At 72.1% G+C, this 15,058-nt stretch carries 15 protein-coding genes and 4 tRNA genes; 16 read left to right on the top strand and 3 right to left on the bottom strand.

All coding sequences use genetic code 11. From position 1 onward, the window contains the following. Window positions 1-8 precede the first annotated feature (8 nt). Window positions 9-962, top strand: a complete 954-nt coding sequence (locus tag CLV56_RS00515) for an endonuclease/exonuclease/phosphatase family protein (protein ID WP_039357484.1) — start codon at window positions 9-11, stop codon at window positions 960-962. Between the two features lie 66 nt (window positions 963-1,028). Beyond that, window positions 1,029-1,931, top strand: a complete 903-nt coding sequence (locus tag CLV56_RS00510) for an ATP-binding protein (RefSeq protein ID WP_100414218.1) — start codon at window positions 1,029-1,031, stop codon at window positions 1,929-1,931. A gap of 128 nt (window positions 1,932-2,059) precedes the next feature. Here the strand turns inward: CLV56_RS00510 and CLV56_RS00505 are convergent. The 3 genes from CLV56_RS00505 to CLV56_RS00495 form a co-directional block, all read right to left on the bottom strand. Then, window positions 2,060-2,134 (bottom strand) — tRNA-Val (locus CLV56_RS00505). Between the two features lie 41 nt (window positions 2,135-2,175). Then, window positions 2,176-2,246, bottom strand: a tRNA-Cys gene (locus CLV56_RS00500). A gap of 44 nt (window positions 2,247-2,290) precedes the next feature. After that, a tRNA-Gly gene (locus tag CLV56_RS00495) sits at window positions 2,291-2,362 on the bottom strand. A 96-nt stretch (window positions 2,363-2,458) separates the two neighbouring features. On the opposite strand from CLV56_RS00495, the gene CLV56_RS00490 reads away from it, so the two are divergent. From CLV56_RS00490 to pdxS, 14 genes are all read left to right on the top strand, one after another. Then, entirely contained in the window at window positions 2,459-3,292 is an 834-nt protein-coding gene (locus CLV56_RS00490) for an aminotransferase class IV (RefSeq protein ID WP_039357482.1), read from the top strand. 163 nt (window positions 3,293-3,455) lie between these two features. Beyond that, a complete protein-coding gene (locus CLV56_RS00485) occupies window positions 3,456-4,751 on the top strand; it encodes an HNH endonuclease signature motif containing protein (protein ID WP_170224742.1) in 1,296 nt (431 codons plus the stop codon). Between the two features lie 170 nt (window positions 4,752-4,921). Continuing rightward, window positions 4,922-4,993: transfer RNA gene (locus CLV56_RS00480), tRNA-Val, on the top strand. A gap of 150 nt (window positions 4,994-5,143) precedes the next feature. Further along, window positions 5,144-6,370, top strand: coding sequence for a GmrSD restriction endonuclease domain-containing protein (locus CLV56_RS21415; RefSeq protein WP_211287948.1), 1,227 nt, complete (start codon window positions 5,144-5,146; stop codon window positions 6,368-6,370). An 82-nt stretch (window positions 6,371-6,452) separates the two neighbouring features. Further along, window positions 6,453-7,052 carry a carboxymuconolactone decarboxylase family protein gene (locus tag CLV56_RS00470; RefSeq protein ID WP_039357475.1) on the top strand — a complete coding sequence of 200 codons (600 nt, stop codon included), beginning with the start codon at window positions 6,453-6,455 and terminating at the stop codon, window positions 7,050-7,052. Between the two features lie 16 nt (window positions 7,053-7,068). Next, entirely contained in the window at window positions 7,069-7,656 is a 588-nt protein-coding gene (locus CLV56_RS00465; RefSeq protein ID WP_039357472.1) for a DUF1214 domain-containing protein, read from the top strand. Further along, window positions 7,653-8,207 (top strand): DUF1254 domain-containing protein, encoded by a 555-nt coding sequence (locus CLV56_RS00460; RefSeq protein ID WP_157805019.1) that lies wholly within the window; start codon window positions 7,653-7,655, stop codon window positions 8,205-8,207. The genes CLV56_RS00465 and CLV56_RS00460 overlap by 4 nt, the downstream gene beginning before the upstream one ends. An 85-nt stretch (window positions 8,208-8,292) precedes the next feature. Further along, a complete protein-coding gene (gene thrS / locus CLV56_RS00455; RefSeq protein WP_039357466.1) occupies window positions 8,293-10,299 on the top strand; it encodes a threonine--tRNA ligase in 2,007 nt (668 codons plus the stop codon). After that, window positions 10,296-10,850: an HIT family protein gene (locus CLV56_RS00450; protein WP_039357463.1), complete on the top strand. Its 555-nt coding sequence runs from the start codon at window positions 10,296-10,298 to the stop codon at window positions 10,848-10,850. Before thrS ends, CLV56_RS00450 begins: the two co-directional genes overlap by 4 nt. Further along, the gene (gene pgsA, locus CLV56_RS00445) at window positions 10,850-11,458 is read left to right on the top strand and encodes a phosphatidylinositol phosphate synthase (RefSeq protein ID WP_039357461.1); all 609 of its coding nucleotides are present in this window, start codon (window positions 10,850-10,852) and stop codon (window positions 11,456-11,458) included. Before CLV56_RS00450 ends, pgsA begins: the two co-directional genes overlap by 1 nt. Window positions 11,459-11,471: 13 nt before the next feature. Further along, window positions 11,472-12,380 carry a phosphatidylinositol mannoside acyltransferase gene (locus CLV56_RS00440; RefSeq protein ID WP_100414217.1) on the top strand — a complete coding sequence of 303 codons (909 nt, stop codon included), beginning with the start codon at window positions 11,472-11,474 and terminating at the stop codon, window positions 12,378-12,380. A 13-nt stretch (window positions 12,381-12,393) separates the two neighbouring features. Beyond that, window positions 12,394-13,494, top strand: a complete 1,101-nt coding sequence (locus CLV56_RS00435; RefSeq protein WP_039357458.1) for a glycosyltransferase family 4 protein — start codon at window positions 12,394-12,396, stop codon at window positions 13,492-13,494. Then, a complete protein-coding gene (locus tag CLV56_RS00430; protein ID WP_211287947.1) occupies window positions 13,491-14,093 on the top strand; it encodes a hypothetical protein in 603 nt (200 codons plus the stop codon). Before CLV56_RS00435 ends, CLV56_RS00430 begins: the two co-directional genes overlap by 4 nt. 33 nt (window positions 14,094-14,126) lie before the next feature. Continuing rightward, window positions 14,127-15,056, top strand: coding sequence for a pyridoxal 5'-phosphate synthase lyase subunit PdxS (gene pdxS, locus CLV56_RS00425; RefSeq protein ID WP_039357455.1), 930 nt, complete (start codon window positions 14,127-14,129; stop codon window positions 15,054-15,056). Window positions 15,057-15,058: the final 2 nt, after the last annotated feature.

Raw genomic sequence — 15,058 nt, 5'->3', positions numbered from 1 at the left:
GCCCTGCCGTGACGACCACGACCGTCGTCCCGGAGGCCCCGCCAGCGCTCGCCGCGGAGCTCCTCGCCATGGACGCCGCGGCGTCTGCCGCGATCCCTGCCCGCACGGAGCGGAACCTGCTGGTCGCGACCTGGAACCTTCGCGCCTTCTCCGACCTCACGCCCAGGTGGGAGGCACGGTCGTCCGACACGCCCAAGCGCGACTGGCACGCGGTCGCCTGCATCGCCGCCGTGCTGTCGCACTTCGACGTGATCGCGATTCAGGAGGTCCGGCGCAACACGACGGCGCTGCGATTCCTGCTCGCGCGGCTCGGGCCTCGGTGGCACTTCCTCACCAGCGACGTGACGGAGGGGAGTGCCGGCAACGGCGAGCGGCTCACCTACCTCTACGACAGCACGCGCGTGGAGCCGTCGGGGCTCGTCGGGGAGATCGTGCTGCCCGCGGGCGTCGGGGACGACCCCGGCCGCCAGTTCGCGCGGACCCCGTACGCCGCATCGTTCCTGCGGGCGGATGTCGAGTTCATCCTGACCACCGTGCACGTCCTCTGGGGCGCCGACGCCGACGAGCGGCTGCCGGAGGTCGAAGCGGTCGCGCGCTGGATGCGGGACTGGGCCGACCGTCCCGACGACTGGAACAGCAACCTGCTCGTGCTGGGGGACTTCAACATCGACCGCCTGGACGACCCGCTGTACCGCGCCTTCGTCGCGACCGGGCTGTCCCCGCCACCGGAGCTGAACGGCGTGCCTCGGACGATCTTCGACAACGACAGGGCCCGGCACTTCTACGACCAGATCGCCTGGTTCTCCGCGCCCGACGGTCGCCCGCTGCTGAACGCGATGTCCTACACCGACCGCGGTGGGTCGTTCGACTTCCTCGGCCACGCCTTCGGCACCCTGAGCAAGAACCAGGTGTCGTGGCGGATCTCCGACCACTACCCGCTCTGGGTGGAGTTCGCGCTGTGACGTGACGCGGCGCCGTCGCTGAGATCACACACGCTGACGGTGCGCCGCGGAACTAGGCTCGGCGTCATGCACTCGGCAGCGCCGCGCGCGCCGGACGTGGAGCCGGCACAGGGCCGGTGGGCGCGAGACACCCTCGCGTCCCTCGCCGCGGTGCCCGGCGTACGGCGGGTGGGGCTGGCGCTGACCGACGGAGGCGGCCGCGAGCTGCTGTTCACGGCGAGCGACCGCGACGAGGCGGCGGACGGCCAGTGGTGCCTCATCGACGCGTACGACGAGGTCCCGCTCAACGCCGCGATCCGGTCCGGGGCGCCGGTCGTCGGGAGCCTGCAGGACCTGCGCGGCAGGTTCGGCACGTTCGTCGAGCGTCAGCGCGACGGGCTCACGGCCGCCCTGGCGGCCGTTCCGGTGGTCGGGTCCGGGCAGGTCCTGGGCGGCTACGTCCTCTTCTTCGACAGCGAGCAACGGTTCGGGCCGGGCCGGGTGCGCGCGCTCGCGGCGGTCGGCTGCGAGGTCGGAGCGGCGCTGCGTCGTCTCCAGCGCGAAGACGTCCGACCGGCCCCGGCCCTGACCGACGAACCCGTTCCACCGGGTGCGCGCGCCGTCGTCCACGAGCTCGCGCCCGAACCGGCCGCCGTCCCGCAGGCCCGCCGCTTCCTGCGAAGCACGCTGGCGTCGTGGGGTGTCGACGGCCGGGCGGGGGAGGCGGCCGAGCTCTGCCTGTCCGAGCTCGTCACGAACGTCGTGATGCACACCGGCTCCGGCTGCGGGGTCCGGGTGCTGCTGGACCGGGGCGTCCTGACCACCACGGTCCGCGACTGCGGCGCTTCGCGCCCGACGCCCGTCAGCCGGCCCGTCGACCCGCTCGGCGTCCACGGCCGGGGCCTCCAGATCGTGGAGGCACTCGCCGACCGGTGGGGCTCCGAGCTCGACGGCGTCGGCACGACGGTGTGGTTCGAGATCGAGCTCTGAACGTGCACGACCGCCCACGGAAGGCCGACGCCCGGTTAGCGTGAGACCGACGGAGGCCCGTCTGCGCGCACGAACGACAGAGGTCCCCGCCCGGCGGGAGTGCCGGACGGGGACCTCTGTGGTGATGCTGGTGGGCGATACTGGGTTTGAACCAGTGACCTCTTCCGTGTCAGGGAAGCGCGCTACCGCTGCGCCAATCGCCCTCAGGACCTCGCGGTCCCGCTGGAGCCTCGCGGTCCAGTCGAGGTGGAGACGGGATTTGAACCCGTGTAAACGGATTTGCAGTCCGTTGCCTCGCCTCTCGGCCACTCCACCGGACATCCTCGGATGCCTGAGAAGGGGCCATCAGACCCACTCCGAGCGGACGACGGGATTCGAACCCGCGACCCTCACCTTGGCAAGGTGATGCTCTACCACTGAGCCACGTCCGCGTGCTTCCGGGCTTCCCCGGCGGCGAAAGAAACATTAGCGGATGGCACGGACGCGTCCAAACAGGGGGGTCGGCCACGGCCGGGTACGGTGTCGCCATGCGCGCGTGGATCGACGGCAGAACGCTGGAATCGCCGGATGAACCGGCCCTGTCGGTGCTCGATCACGGTCTCGTCGTCGGGGACGGAGTCTTCGAGACGGTGAAGGTCGAAGAGGGTGTTCCCTTCGCTCTCGAGCGGCACCTGCTCCGGCTCGCACGCTCCGCGATCGGGCTCGGCCTCGACGCGCCGGACCTCGACGCCCTGCGGTCGGGAGTGGCTTCGTGCCTGGCTGGTCAGGATCTCGTCTTCGGGCGGATCCGGATCACGCTCACGTCCGGTCGGGGCCCGTTGGGGTCCCCTCGCGGCGGCGGCGCTCCGACCGCGATCGTCGTCGTCGAGCCGGCGACGCGGCCGGGCCCGACGACCTCGGTCGTGTCGGTGCCGTGGACCCGCAACGAGCGGGGCGCGCTGACCGGGCTCAAGACCACCTCGTACGCCGAGAACGCCGTGATGATCGAGTACGCCCGGGCACGTGGCGCCACCGAGGCGCTGATCCCGAACACCGCCGGGCTGCTGTGCGAGGGCACCGGCTCGAACGTCTTCTACGTGCTCGACGGCCAGCTCGTCACCCCCACCCTGGAGTCGGGCTGCCTCGCCGGTGTCACGCGGGCGTTGGTGCTCGAGTGGTGCCGCGACGAGGTCGACGTGGTCGAGCGCGACGAGCCGATCGAGGTGCTCCAGCGAGCGGAGGAGGTGTTCCTGGTCGGCACCACCCGCGACGTCCAGGCCGTGCACCGCGTCGACGAACGGGACCTGCCCGCGCCCGGACCGGTCACGAAGCTGGTCGCATCGATCTGGGCGCGCCAGGCTCCGCTCCACCCGGAGCCCTGACCGAGTTCCCCGCTGCTCCAGGCGTGAGGCGGTCCTCCCGCTGGACGCTGGTCGAGGCGCGAGGCGGTCCTCCCGCTGGACGCTGTTCGAGGCGCGAGCGGAGCGAGCGATCGAGAACCCTTCTGTCAGAGGCTTCTGCGATGCTGTACATATGTTCGAATCCGTGCCAGTGGAGCGCCTGTCCACCGTCGTCTCCGAGCTGTGCTCCCAGCCGATGGCACTCGCCGACGGGGAGCAGACCCGCGATCTCCTGCGCCGCGTCCGCGACGCGTCCGACCGGCTCGCCGGCCTCGAGGCCGCCGCGCTCGACCATCTCGACGAGACCGGGGCGTACGCCGAGGACGGCGCCTCGAGCGCCCTCGGCTGGGCGCGTCGGGAGCTGCGCCTGACCCCGGAGCAGCTGAAGATCCGCCGGTCCGCCGGGCGTACGATGCGGCGCCTGCCGGCGGTCGGTGATGCGCTGCGGTCCGGCCGGATCCGCCTGGATCACGTGCGCAAGTTCACCGCAGGTCTGACCCGGCTCGGGACCGCTGTGATGGACGAGGTCTGCGACGAGCTGCTGGACACGGCCTCCGACGCCGATCCGGCGACGCTCGGTGAGCGGATCGACGAGATCGAGCGTCAGCGCTACCCGGAGCGCCTCGACGACCGCTGGGCCACGGGCATGGAGAAGCACGACCTCACGCTGGCGAAGTGCGGCGACGGCTGGCACCTGGCGGGCTATCTCGACATCGCGACCGGTGCGCGGGTCGCCTCCTGGCTGAAGGCCGCCTCGGCGCCACGCGGTGAGGACGACGACCGGTCGCCTGCCCGGCGACGGGTGGACGCATTCGGGGATCTCGTCGCCGCCGCCCTCGCGCACGGGATGCCGACGGATCGCGGAGTCCGCCCTCAGATTCATGTCATGACCGACGCGCGGTGGCTGGCGGACCAGCTGGCGCACCGGGGCGACGCTCACCACGGCGGCGTCGGGCCGGTGCTCACGGGCTGGGGGCCGATCGGGCCGGGGCTGCTCGACTACCTGGCCTGTGATGCCGACAGGACGGACGTGCTGTTCGACGGGTTCACCGACGGGCCCACTCCGCAGGCGGACATCCTCAACGTCGGCCGGGCCCAGCGGCTCGCCACCCCGGCCCAGCGCGCGGCCGTGATCGCCCGGCAGCACGGCATCTGCGCCAACCCGGGCTGCGGCGGGACCTGCCTCGAGATCCACCACGCCGAGTGGTGGGAGCGCGACGGCGGCGCCACCGACCTCGACAACCTCCCCGGGGTGTGCCCGCGTTGCCACCAGCTCATCCACGCCGGACGCCTCGTCGTCACGGCGGACGGGCGTCGGGGCTTCGTCTTCACCCTCACGACCGGAAGGCAGCGCGGCCGCGCGCTCGAGGATCACCAGCTCCACGCCCGCAATCGCGCCTGGCTCGCCGCCGACTCGGCCCAGCGCCGCGAGGCCGCCTGAGACGCAGCCTGCCCGCCCCGACGCCGGACCGTACCGGCCACACCCGCCTGCGAGGAATCGCGGCGGCCCTCGGGATGCCCTCACGCGCTGCCCTCGGCGCGTCGACCCGGCGTTCGATCTCCCGACCCGCGTGCGCTAGTATCCGTGACGTCCTGATCGCAGGATGATGCGGGCGATTGGCGCAGTGGTAGCGCGCTTCGTTCACACCGAAGAGGTCACTGGTTCGAACCCAGTATCGCCCACCCGCACGATCAAGCCCCTGACCTGCACGTCGCAGGCAGGGGCTTCGTCGACCCGGCCCGGTGCGCGGAAACCATCACGGCGACCGACCCCCTCGCGTACGGTGTCGTCCGCCCCGCGACACCGCTCACGACGAACGGACCAGCGACACGATGACGACATCCCCTGATCGGTCGCGCAACCGCGGACAGCAGTCGACCTGGAGCGTCTGGCTCGGGTGGACGGTGTCGGCGGCACTCGCCGCCCTGGGGGCGGCCTCCGGCGGGCTCTCGGGCTTCCTGATCATGTCCGGGCTGGTCCTCCTGCTCGTCGCGCTCGTCGCCACCATCCGCGGTCGCGTCCGGTGGGCGCTTCTGCGCTCCCGGGTCGCGGGCGTGTCCGCACTGGCCGTGGCGCTCGCCGTGATCGTGGTCGGCGGTGCGGTCGCGGACACGGAACCGGCCGGCCGCATCGCTGCGTCGGAGACGTCGAGCGTCGCGGATGAACCCGCCCCGACCTCGTCGCCGTCCGACCCGTCCGCGGGGTCGCCGTCCCGGCAGCCAAGCGATCCCACCACCTCCGTGAGCCCGTCGACGCCGGGCGCTGACACCGCACTCGCACTCCTCGCGACCCTCCCGGTGAAGGGACGCGCACCCAAGACCGGCTACGACCGGGACCAGTTCGGACAGGCCTGGGCGGACGTCGACCGCAACGGGTGCGACACCCGCAACGACATCCTCCGGCGCGACCTGACCGAGCTCGTCGTGGAATCCGGGACGCACGGGTGCGTCGTCCTCACCGGCAGGCTCGACGGGCCGTACACCGGCGAGAGCATCGACTTCGTCCGCGGTGCCGCCACGTCGTCCGCCGTCCAGATCGACCACGTCGTGGCCCTGTCCGACGCATGGCAGAAGGGCGGGCAGCAGCTCCGGCTCGGCGCCCGGACGGCACTGGCGAACGACCCGCTGAACCTCCTCGCCGTCGACGGCCCGACGAACGCCTCGAAGGGCGACGGCGATGCCGCCACCTGGCTGCCACCGTCGAAGCACTTCCGGTGTGCGTACGTCGCGCGGCAGGTCGCGGTCAAGGCACGCTACGACCTGTGGGTCACCCGGGCGGAGCACGATGCCATCGAACGGGTCCTGACGGCTTGCCCTGACACCGTCGTCCCGACCTCCGAGCCCGTCCCGCTCGGCGGCGGCCGAACCGGCACCCCTGAGCCCACCTCCGGACCGACGCCGACCAGGAAGCCGACGAGGCGCGGCACCGGCTCGACCGACCCCCGCTTCGACACGTGCACGGCCGCGATCGACGCCGGGTACGGGCCGTACGTGCGCGGGAAGGACGCCGAGTACGGGTGGTACGACGACCGCGACGCCGACGGAACCGTCTGCGAGTGACGACGCATCCCGACCCTCGTTGCATCCGCCCGCGCGAGCACGTGATCGGCAGTAGCGTGTGAGGGCCGAGCCAGGAGCACCGATGACCTCTGCCAGCTTCCTTCCCGAGCCTCGCGAGTCAGAGGCCCTCGCGAGCGCGTACGAGGACGACCTGCGCTCGGACGGGTACGTGAACAACCTGACCCGGGTGTGGGGCTGGCGTCCCGATGTCCTCGCGGACTTCACCGAGGTGCGCGCGACCCTGCTCGCCGGCACGACGCTCGACGACCGCGAGATCGCTGTCGTCGTGGTGGCGACCGCGTCGGGTCTCGGCGACGCGTACTGCTCGCTCGCCTGGGGCGCCAACCTCGCAGCCCTCACCGACGACGAGACCGCCGCCGGCGTCCTCGCCGACGCACCCGGGATCCCCACGCTGTCGCCCCGTGAGCGCGCACTCGCCGACTGGGCGCGGCAGGTGGCGCGCGACCCGAACAGCACGACGGCCGAGGACGTCGAGGCCCTGCGCGCGGTCGGTCTGACGGACCGGGAGATCTTCGAGGCCACGAGTCTGGCGGCGTTCCGGCTCGCGTTCTCGACGGTCAACGACGCGCTCGGGGCGAGGCCGGACGCGGGGCTCGCCGCGCGCGTGCCCGATGCGGTCCGCGCGGCCGTGACCTACGGGCGTCCGGCGGCCGACGCGTGAGCTCGGGCCCACCGCGGTGAGGCGCGCGCTGCGCTGGGTGCTCGCGGTCGGCGTCGGCCTGGCCGTCGGCGTCGGCTCGGCTGCGCTCGTGCTGTCGGGCGCTCTCGTGGGGAGCAGCGAGACGAAGGTCGGTGCGTGGTCGATCAGCCTGGACCGGGGGAGCACCGAGGCGAACCCGTACGTCCGCTCGGCGACGGCGATCCAGGGGCTGCTCGCGCTGTCGCAGCGCGAGGCCGTCTACCTGGTCGCGCTCGGTGACGACGACGGGACCGACCTCGACGCGGCGTGCCGCTACGCGATCGCAGGCGCCGACCTGCCGGCGCGGTGGTGGTCGATCACGTTGTACGACGGGGCGTACCTCGCCGACAACGACGACGGACGGCCGTCGGTGGACGCGACCAGCCTCACGCGTGCCTCCGACGGGGCGTGGACCGCCGAGCTGGCCGCGACGGCACCGCCGGACGGCGACTGGCTCTCGATGGGGGAGGCGGACCGACCCAACCTCGTTCTGCGCCTGTACGAGCCGGAACCCTCCGTGCTCGACGACCCGACGACGGTGCCCGTGCCCACGATCACGCGAGTCGAGTGCGGCGACGCGCGATGACCGCCGAGCAGAGCCCCGGGCCGCGGCGCCGTTGGTGGGCACCGCTCGCGGTCGCCGTGGTGGTCGCCGTGATCGCCCACCTGGTGGTGGTGCTCGCCGCGCCGCGGGTCGTGATGGGCGTCGCCGAGCGCCGCATCGCCGAGAGCGCGGGCGGTCGCAACACCTGGCTGCACACCCCGCGCGTGACCCCGCGGAACCAGCAGGTGGTCCGGTCCTCGCCCGACCTCGCGTACTCCGCGTGCGTCTGGGACCTGTCCGACGGCCCCGTACGGGTGAGCGCGCCGGGCTGGGACGGCTACTACTCGCTCAGCATCTACGACGACCGCACCGATGTCGTCTTCGTCGACGGCGACCCGCACCCTGAGGTCACGGTGCTCCTGGCGACCACCGACCAGGAGGACCAGGCGCGGCGCGCGGCCGGTTCGGACGTCGAGGTCGTCGTCGTCCCGGCCCCGGACGGTGTCGCGCTGTTGCGCTACCTGGCGCCGACCGACGACGCGTTCGCCGACGCCGACCGCGTCCGGTCGTCGGCCGTCTGCGCGCCCGCGTGATGCGCGGCAAAAGGGGTGCGCGGCCCGAGCGAGCGAGCCGATAGCATCGAGGGCGATCCGTCCGCACCGAACCGAGGAGATCTTCGTGTCCGAGCTGAGAGTCGTCGTCGCCGGCCCCGAGTCGAAGGCCGAGCACACGGTGACGCCCGGGACGAAGGCGTGGGAGCTGTTCCCCGACGACCCGGCGGTGATCGCCGCGCGGGTCGACGGCGTGCTCAAGGACCTGTCGTACGAGCTCGGGCAGGGCGAGACCGTCGAGCCCGTCGCGATCGGCAGTCCTGACGGGCGCGACATCCTGCGGCACTCGACCGCGCACGTGATGGCGCAGGCGGTCCAGGAGCTGTTCCCCGACGCCAGGCTCGGGATCGGGCCTCCGGTCACCGACGGCTTCTACTACGACTTCGACGTCGAGCAGCCGTTCACGCCCGAGGACCTCGAGAAGATCGAGTCGCGGATGCGCAAGATCGTGAAGGCGAACCAGCGCTTCTCCCGTCGACCGATCGACGACGACGAGGCCCGCACCGAGCTCGCCCACGAGCCGTACAAGCTCGAGCTGATCGGGCTCAAGAGCTCGACCGGCTCCGACGGCGACGGCGCCGATCTGGATCAGGCCGCCGAGGGGGCGAGCGTCGAGGTCGGCGCCGGCGGTCTGACCATGTACGACAACCTCGGCCGTTCCGGCGACGTCGCGTGGACCGACCTGTGCCGGGGTCCGCACCTGCCGACCACCAAGCGCATCCCGGCCTTCAAGCTGATGCGCAGCGCGGCGGCCTACTGGCGCGGCAACGAGAAGAACAAGCAGCTCCAGCGGATCTACGGCACCGCATGGGAGTCCAAGGAGGCGCTCGACGCGTACCTCCACCGCCTCGAGGAGGCGCAGCGGCGCGACCACCGCCGGCTCGGCACCGAGCTCGACCTCTTCAGCTTCCCCGACGAGATCGGCTCCGGCCTGCCGGTGTTCCACCCCAAGGGCGGGGTGATCAAGCGTGAGATGGAGGACTACGTCCGCCGCCGGCACATCGAGGAGGGCTTCTCCTACGTCGGCAGCCCGCACATCACCAAGAGCCACCTGTTCGAGACCTCGGGCCACCTCCCGTACTACGCGGACACGATGTTCCCGCCGATGGAGCTCGAGAACGCCGAGTACTACCTCAAGGCGATGAACTGCCCGATGCACAACCTGATCTTCAGGTCGCGCGGGCGGTCGTACCGCGAGCTGCCGTTGCGGTTCTTCGAGTTCGGCACCGTCTACCGCTACGAGAAGTCCGGCGTGATCCACGGGCTGACCCGGGTCCGCGGCCTGACCCAGGACGACTCGCACTCGTACGTGACGCCGGAGCAGGCGCCGGACGAGATCAAGCACCTGCTGTCGTTCGTGCTCGGCCTGCTCCGGGACTTCGGGCTGGACGACTTCTACCTCGAGCTGTCGACGCGCGACCCCGACTCGGACAAGTTCATCGGCTCCGACGAGGAGTGGGAGAACGCCACCGCGGTGCTGCGCCAGGTCGCCACTGAGACCGGGCTCGAGCTGGTCCCGGACCCGGGCGGCGCCGCGTTCTACGGTCCGAAGATCTCGGTCCAGGCCCGCGACGCGATCGGGCGCACCTGGCAGATGTCGACGATCCAGTACGACTTCAACCAGCCGGCGCGGTTCGGCCTGGAGTACGTCGCCCCGGACGGGTCCCGTCAGCAGCCCGTGATGATCCACTCGGCCAAGTTCGGGTCCCTCGAGCGTTTCTTCGGCGTGCTCGTCGAGCACTACGCCGGCGCATTCCCTCCGTGGCTCGCCCCCGTCCAGGTCACCGCGATCCCGATCGCGGAGCGGCACGTCGACTACCTCACCGCCGTGGCGACCCGGCTGCGTGCCGCGGGGATCCGCGTCGAGGTCGACGACTCCGACGACCGGATGCAGAAGAAGATCCGCAACGCCCAGACCCAGAAGGTTCCGTTCATGCTGATCGCCGGCGACAACGACGTCGAGGCGGGGGCGGTGTCGTTCCGCTACCGCAGCGGGGACCAGGACAACGGGGTGGCCGCCGACGACGCGATCGCACGGATCGTGGACGCGGTCGCGAGCCGGGTCCAGGTATGACCGACGGGAGCGACGCGCGCCCCTGGGGACGCTCGGACCACGGGTTCGAGGACTTCGACCGGCTGTGGACGCCGCACCGGATGGCCTACGTCACCGAGGTCAACGGCGACGACGAGGACGACGACGGCTGCCCGTTCTGCACGATGCAGAGGAAGGGCGACGCCGAGACGCTGATCGTGGCGCGCGGTCGGCACGTGTTCGCCGTCCTGAACCTGCACCCGTACAACCCGGGCCACCTCATGGTCGTCACGAACCGTCACGTCGGCGAGCTGGAGGCGCTCACCGACGACGAGGCCCACGAGCTGACCGCGTTCACCCAGCAAGCCGTCCGGGTGATCAAGCAGGTCAGCGGGCCCGCCGCGTTCAACGTGGGCCTGAACCTCGGCGGTGTCGCCGGCGGGTCGCTGTCGGACCACCTGCACCAGCACGTCGTCCCGCGGTGGTCCGGTGACGTCAACTTCATCACGGTCGTCGGCGGTGCCAAGGTGCTGCCGCAGCTGCTCGCCGACACGCGCGACCTGCTCGCCAAGGCCTGGGACGAGGTGGCCTGATGCTCGAACGCTTCCGGGCGAGGTGGGCGCGGATCATGACGCCGGTCGCCGACTTCCTCCTGCGGCTCGGGATCAGCCCCGACGCCGTCACGTTCGTCGGCACGCTCGGTGTCTCGTTCGGCGCGCTGTGGTTCTTCCCGCGCGGCCAGTTCTTCGTCGGGGTCATGGTGGTGACCCTGTTCGTGTTCTCCGACATCGTCGACGGCCTGATGGCCCGCCGGTCCGGGCGGTCCAGCGCGTGGGGTGCGTTCCTCGACTCCACCCTCGATCGGGTCGGCGACGCGGCGGTCTTCGGCGGCCTCGTGCTCTGGTACGCCGGGGACGGCGACGACCTCCTGCTCATGGGCGTCGCGCTGTGGTGCCTGGTCGGCGGTCAGCTGACGTCGTACGTCCGCGCGCGTGCCGAGGCCCTGGGGATGGAGGCCAAGGGCGGCATCGCCGAGCGGTCGGACCGGCTGGTCGCGGTGCTGGTGATGACGGGCCTCTCGGGTCTGTTCGACCTGCCGGTGCTGCGCACGATCGTGCTGTGGGCGCTCGCCGTCGCGAGCACGATCACCGTGATCCAGCGGATCGTCATGGTCCGGCGCCAGGCGCTGGCCGACGCATGACCGTGGCCGACGCATGAGCCCCGTCGCGCTCGGCGACCTGGCCGCGTCCGTCCGGACCGAGGTCGAGGCGGCTGCGTACCGTACGGGCTGGGGGGTCGCGAACCGTCTGCCTCAGGCGATGGTGTCGAGCGCCCTGCGGACGACCGCCGACACCCTGACCCGGCGCGGCGGACGCGGGATCGACCAGCTCCGCGCCAATCTCGCGCGAGCGGCAGCGCCCGACGCCGACCTCGACGTCCTCACCCGGGACGCGATGCGCTCGTACCTGCGCTACTGGGGCGAGGTGTTCCGGCTCCCGCGGCTCGCGGCCGACGACATCGACGCCGCGATGGGCGTCGACGACATCGAGATCGCCTACGAAGCACAGGCGGCCGGACGCGGTCTGATCGCCGCGCTGCCGCACATGGGCAACTGGGACCTGATGGGCGCCTGGGCCTGCCTGCACGGACTGCCGCTGATGACGGTCGCGGAGCGGCTGCGACCGGAACGGCTGTACGACGAGTTCGTCGCGTTCCGCGAGGAGCTCGGGATGCAGGTGCTCCCGCTCACCGGAGGCGACCCGACGATGCCGGCGCTCGCCGAGCACCTGCGGGCGGGCGGGTTCGTGTGCCTGCTCGCCGACCGTGACCTGAGCCGCAGCGGCATCGAGGTCGAGCTCCTCGGCGAGTCCGCCCGGATGCCGGTCGGACCGGCGCTGCTGGCACAGCAGACCGGCGCGGTGCTGTTCGCCGCGACGTCGCACGACGAGGGCGAGCGGATGCGGATGGTGGTGCACGAGCCGGTCCCGCACCGTGCCGGACCCGACGGCCTGCGGGTCATGACACAGGACCTCGCCGACACGTTCAGCGCGCAGATCCGCGCGCACCCGGCCGACTGGCACATGCTCCAGCGTGTGTTCAGCGCTGACCGGACCCCGCTCTGAGAGGCTGGTCGGTGTGAAGGTCGGCATGGTGTGCCCGTACTCGTTCGACGTCCCGGGCGGGGTGCAGAACCACGTCCTCGACCTGAGCCGCACGCTCCGGGGGCTCGGCGTCGACGTGTCGGTGCTCGCGCCGGCGACGGTCGGGGTCGAGCTGCCCGACTGGGTCTCCGCCGCCGGGCGGGCACTCCCGGTCCGCTACAACGGCGCGGTCGCGCGGGTGTCGTTCGGTCCGGTCGCGATGGCGAAGACCCGCCGCTGGATGAGGGACGGGCGGTTCGACGTCGTGCACGTGCACGATCCCGCGACACCGAGCGTGTCGTTGATCGCCCTCAGCCTGGTCTCCGGCGTCGCCGTGGCGACGGTGCACACGTCGATCGGCCGGTCGCGCGCCCTGACCGCGACCGAGCCGCTGCTGCGGCCGGCGATGGAGAAGCTGAGCGCTCGGATCGCCGTGTCCCGCGAGGCTCGCCGCGTCGTGGCGCAGTACCAGGGCGGGGACGCCGTCGTGATCCCGAACGGCATCGATGTCGCCTCCTTCGGGCAGATCCCGCGGGCGAGCGGTGGGGAGAAGCCGACCGTGCTCTTCCTCGGGCGGTTCGAGGAGCCCCGCAAGGGGTTCGGGGTGCTGCTGGACGCGCTCCCCGCGGTGCTGGACCGGATCGGGGACGTGCGGGTCCTCGTCGCGGGCGCCGGCGACGTCCGGGCCGGCACCGCACTGGTCCCCGCGAGCCTGCGCGACCACGTCGAGGTCCTGGGAAGGGTGGACGACGCCGTACGCGCCCGGCTGCTCGCCGAGGCGGACGTCTACGTCGCGCCCAACACCGGCGGCGAGAGCTTCGGGATCGTGCTGATCGAGGCGATGGCCGCGGGTGCTCCCGTCGTGGCCTCCGACATCCCTGCGTTCGCCGACGTGCTCGACGACGGCCGCCTCGGCGCGATGTTCGCCAACGGCGATCCGGAGTCGCTCGCGAAGGTGCTCGGGGAGGCGCTGCTCGATCCCGCGCGTGACGCGCGTGCGGCGCTGGCCCGTACGGCCGTGCGGCGCTACGACTGGAGCGTGGTCGCGCCGGAGGTGGTGCGGGTCTACGAGACGGTGCTGGGAGGGAGCGCGTGAGCACGCTCGAGTGGGTCCTGGTCGTCGGGGCCGTGATCGCCGCGATCACGGTCGCGTTGTCGACGACGGCGGGCCGGCTGGACCGTCTGCACATCCGGCTGGCGACGGCGCAGGCGTCCCTCGACCGCCAGCTGCTCGAGCGCTCGACGCTGTTGAAGGAGCTGGCCACGAGCGGGTTGCTCGACCCGGCGAGCGCGCTCGTCGCGGTCGAGGCTGCGGACGCAGCGCGGGCGTCGCGGGGGACGGCGATGCAGGCGGAGCGCGAGAGTGACCTGAGCGAGGTGATCCGGACGATCTTCGGCGAGGCGGCCGATGTCGACCGGCTCTGGCGCGACGCCGACGAGACCCAGCGTGAGGTGCTGGCCGACTTCGGCGACGCGGCCGACCGGGTGCGGCTCGCGCACCACTTCCACGAGGACCTCGTCGCCCGGACGGTGCGGATGCGCAGCCAGCCGGTGGTGCGGTGGGGCCACCTCGCCGGGCATGCACCGTGGCCACGGCGGATCGACCTCGATGACGCCCCACCGCCCGGCCTGGTCGCGCACGAGCGTCCGCCCTCCGGGCACGAGCCGGGCGTCGGAGGGGCGGACGTACGATGAAGGCGTCCGTTTCGACCACACCGAGGTGACCGAATGACCGACCAGACCCTTCCGCCCGCGGACCACGCGACGACCCCGGCCTCGCAGACCGGGACCGCGCGGGTCAAGCGCGGCATGGCCGAGATGCTCAAGGGCGGCGTGATCATGGACGTGGTCACGGCCGAGCAGGCCAAGATCGCCGAGGATGCCGGTGCGGTCGCGGTCATGGCGCTGGAGCGGGTTCCGGCCGACATCCGGGCCCAGGGCGGTGTGGCTCGGATGAGCGACCCGGACCTGATCGATGGCATCGTCTCGTCGGTCTCGATCCCGGTGATGGCGAAGGCGCGGATCGGTCAGTTCGTCGAGGCGCAGGTCCTGCAGTCGCTCGGCGTGGACTACATCGACGAGTCCGAGGTGCTGACGCCCGCCGACTACACCCACCACATCGACAAGTGGGGTTTCACCGTGCCCTTCGTGTGCGGCGCGACCAACCTGGGCGAGGCGCTGCGCCGCCTGACCGAGGGGGCGGCGATGATCCGCTCCAAGGGCGAGGCCGGCACCGGTGACGTCTCGAACGCGACGACCCACATGCGCTCGATCCGGGCGGAGATCCGCCGGCTCCAGAGCCTCGCGCCCGACGAGCTGTACGTCGCCGCGAAGGAGCTCCAGGCCCCGTACGAGCTGGTCCGCGAGGTGGCCGAGGCCGGCCGCCTCCCCGTGGTGCTGTTCACCGCGGGTGGCATCGCGACGCCGGCCGACGCGGCGATGATGATGCAGCTCGGCGCCGAGGGCGTGTTCGTGGGGTCGGGCATCTTCAAGTCCGGCAACCCGGCCGAGCGCGCTGCGGCGATCGTCAAGGCGACGACGTTCTACGACGACCCCGACGTGATCGCGAAGGTCTCGCGGGGCCTCGGCGAGGCCATGGTCGGCATCAACGTCGAGGACGTCCCCGAGCCGCACCGGCTCGCCGAGCGCGGCTGGTGAGC

It is taken from the genome of Mumia flava (genome assembly GCF_002797495.1).
Classification (GTDB): domain Bacteria; phylum Actinomycetota; class Actinomycetes; order Propionibacteriales; family Nocardioidaceae; genus Mumia; species Mumia flava.
The sequence above is the reverse complement of the archived record's forward strand: the minus strand, read 5'-3'. Positions and strand labels throughout refer to the sequence as shown.

What these genes read in the sequence shown, in the direction of transcription:
- CLV56_RS00510 (WP_100414218.1), top strand. Translation starts at nt 1,029, where the DNA reads ATGCACTCGGCAGCGCCGCGCGCGCCGGACGTGGAGCCGGCACAGGGC.
- CLV56_RS00490 (WP_039357482.1), top strand. Translation starts at nt 2,459, where the DNA reads ATGCGCGCGTGGATCGACGGCAGAACGCTGGAATCGCCGGATGAACCG.
- CLV56_RS21415 (WP_211287948.1), top strand. Translation starts at nt 5,144, where the DNA reads ATGACGACATCCCCTGATCGGTCGCGCAACCGCGGACAGCAGTCGACC.
- CLV56_RS00470 (WP_039357475.1), top strand. Translation starts at nt 6,453, where the DNA reads ATGACCTCTGCCAGCTTCCTTCCCGAGCCTCGCGAGTCAGAGGCCCTC.
- CLV56_RS00460 (WP_157805019.1), top strand. Translation starts at nt 7,653, where the DNA reads ATGACCGCCGAGCAGAGCCCCGGGCCGCGGCGCCGTTGGTGGGCACCG.
- CLV56_RS00450 (WP_039357463.1), top strand. Translation starts at nt 10,296, where the DNA reads ATGACCGACGGGAGCGACGCGCGCCCCTGGGGACGCTCGGACCACGGG.
- pgsA (WP_039357461.1), top strand. Translation starts at nt 10,850, where the DNA reads ATGCTCGAACGCTTCCGGGCGAGGTGGGCGCGGATCATGACGCCGGTC.
- CLV56_RS00440 (WP_100414217.1), top strand. Translation starts at nt 11,472, where the DNA reads ATGAGCCCCGTCGCGCTCGGCGACCTGGCCGCGTCCGTCCGGACCGAG.
- pdxS (WP_039357455.1), top strand. Translation starts at nt 14,127, where the DNA reads ATGACCGACCAGACCCTTCCGCCCGCGGACCACGCGACGACCCCGGCC.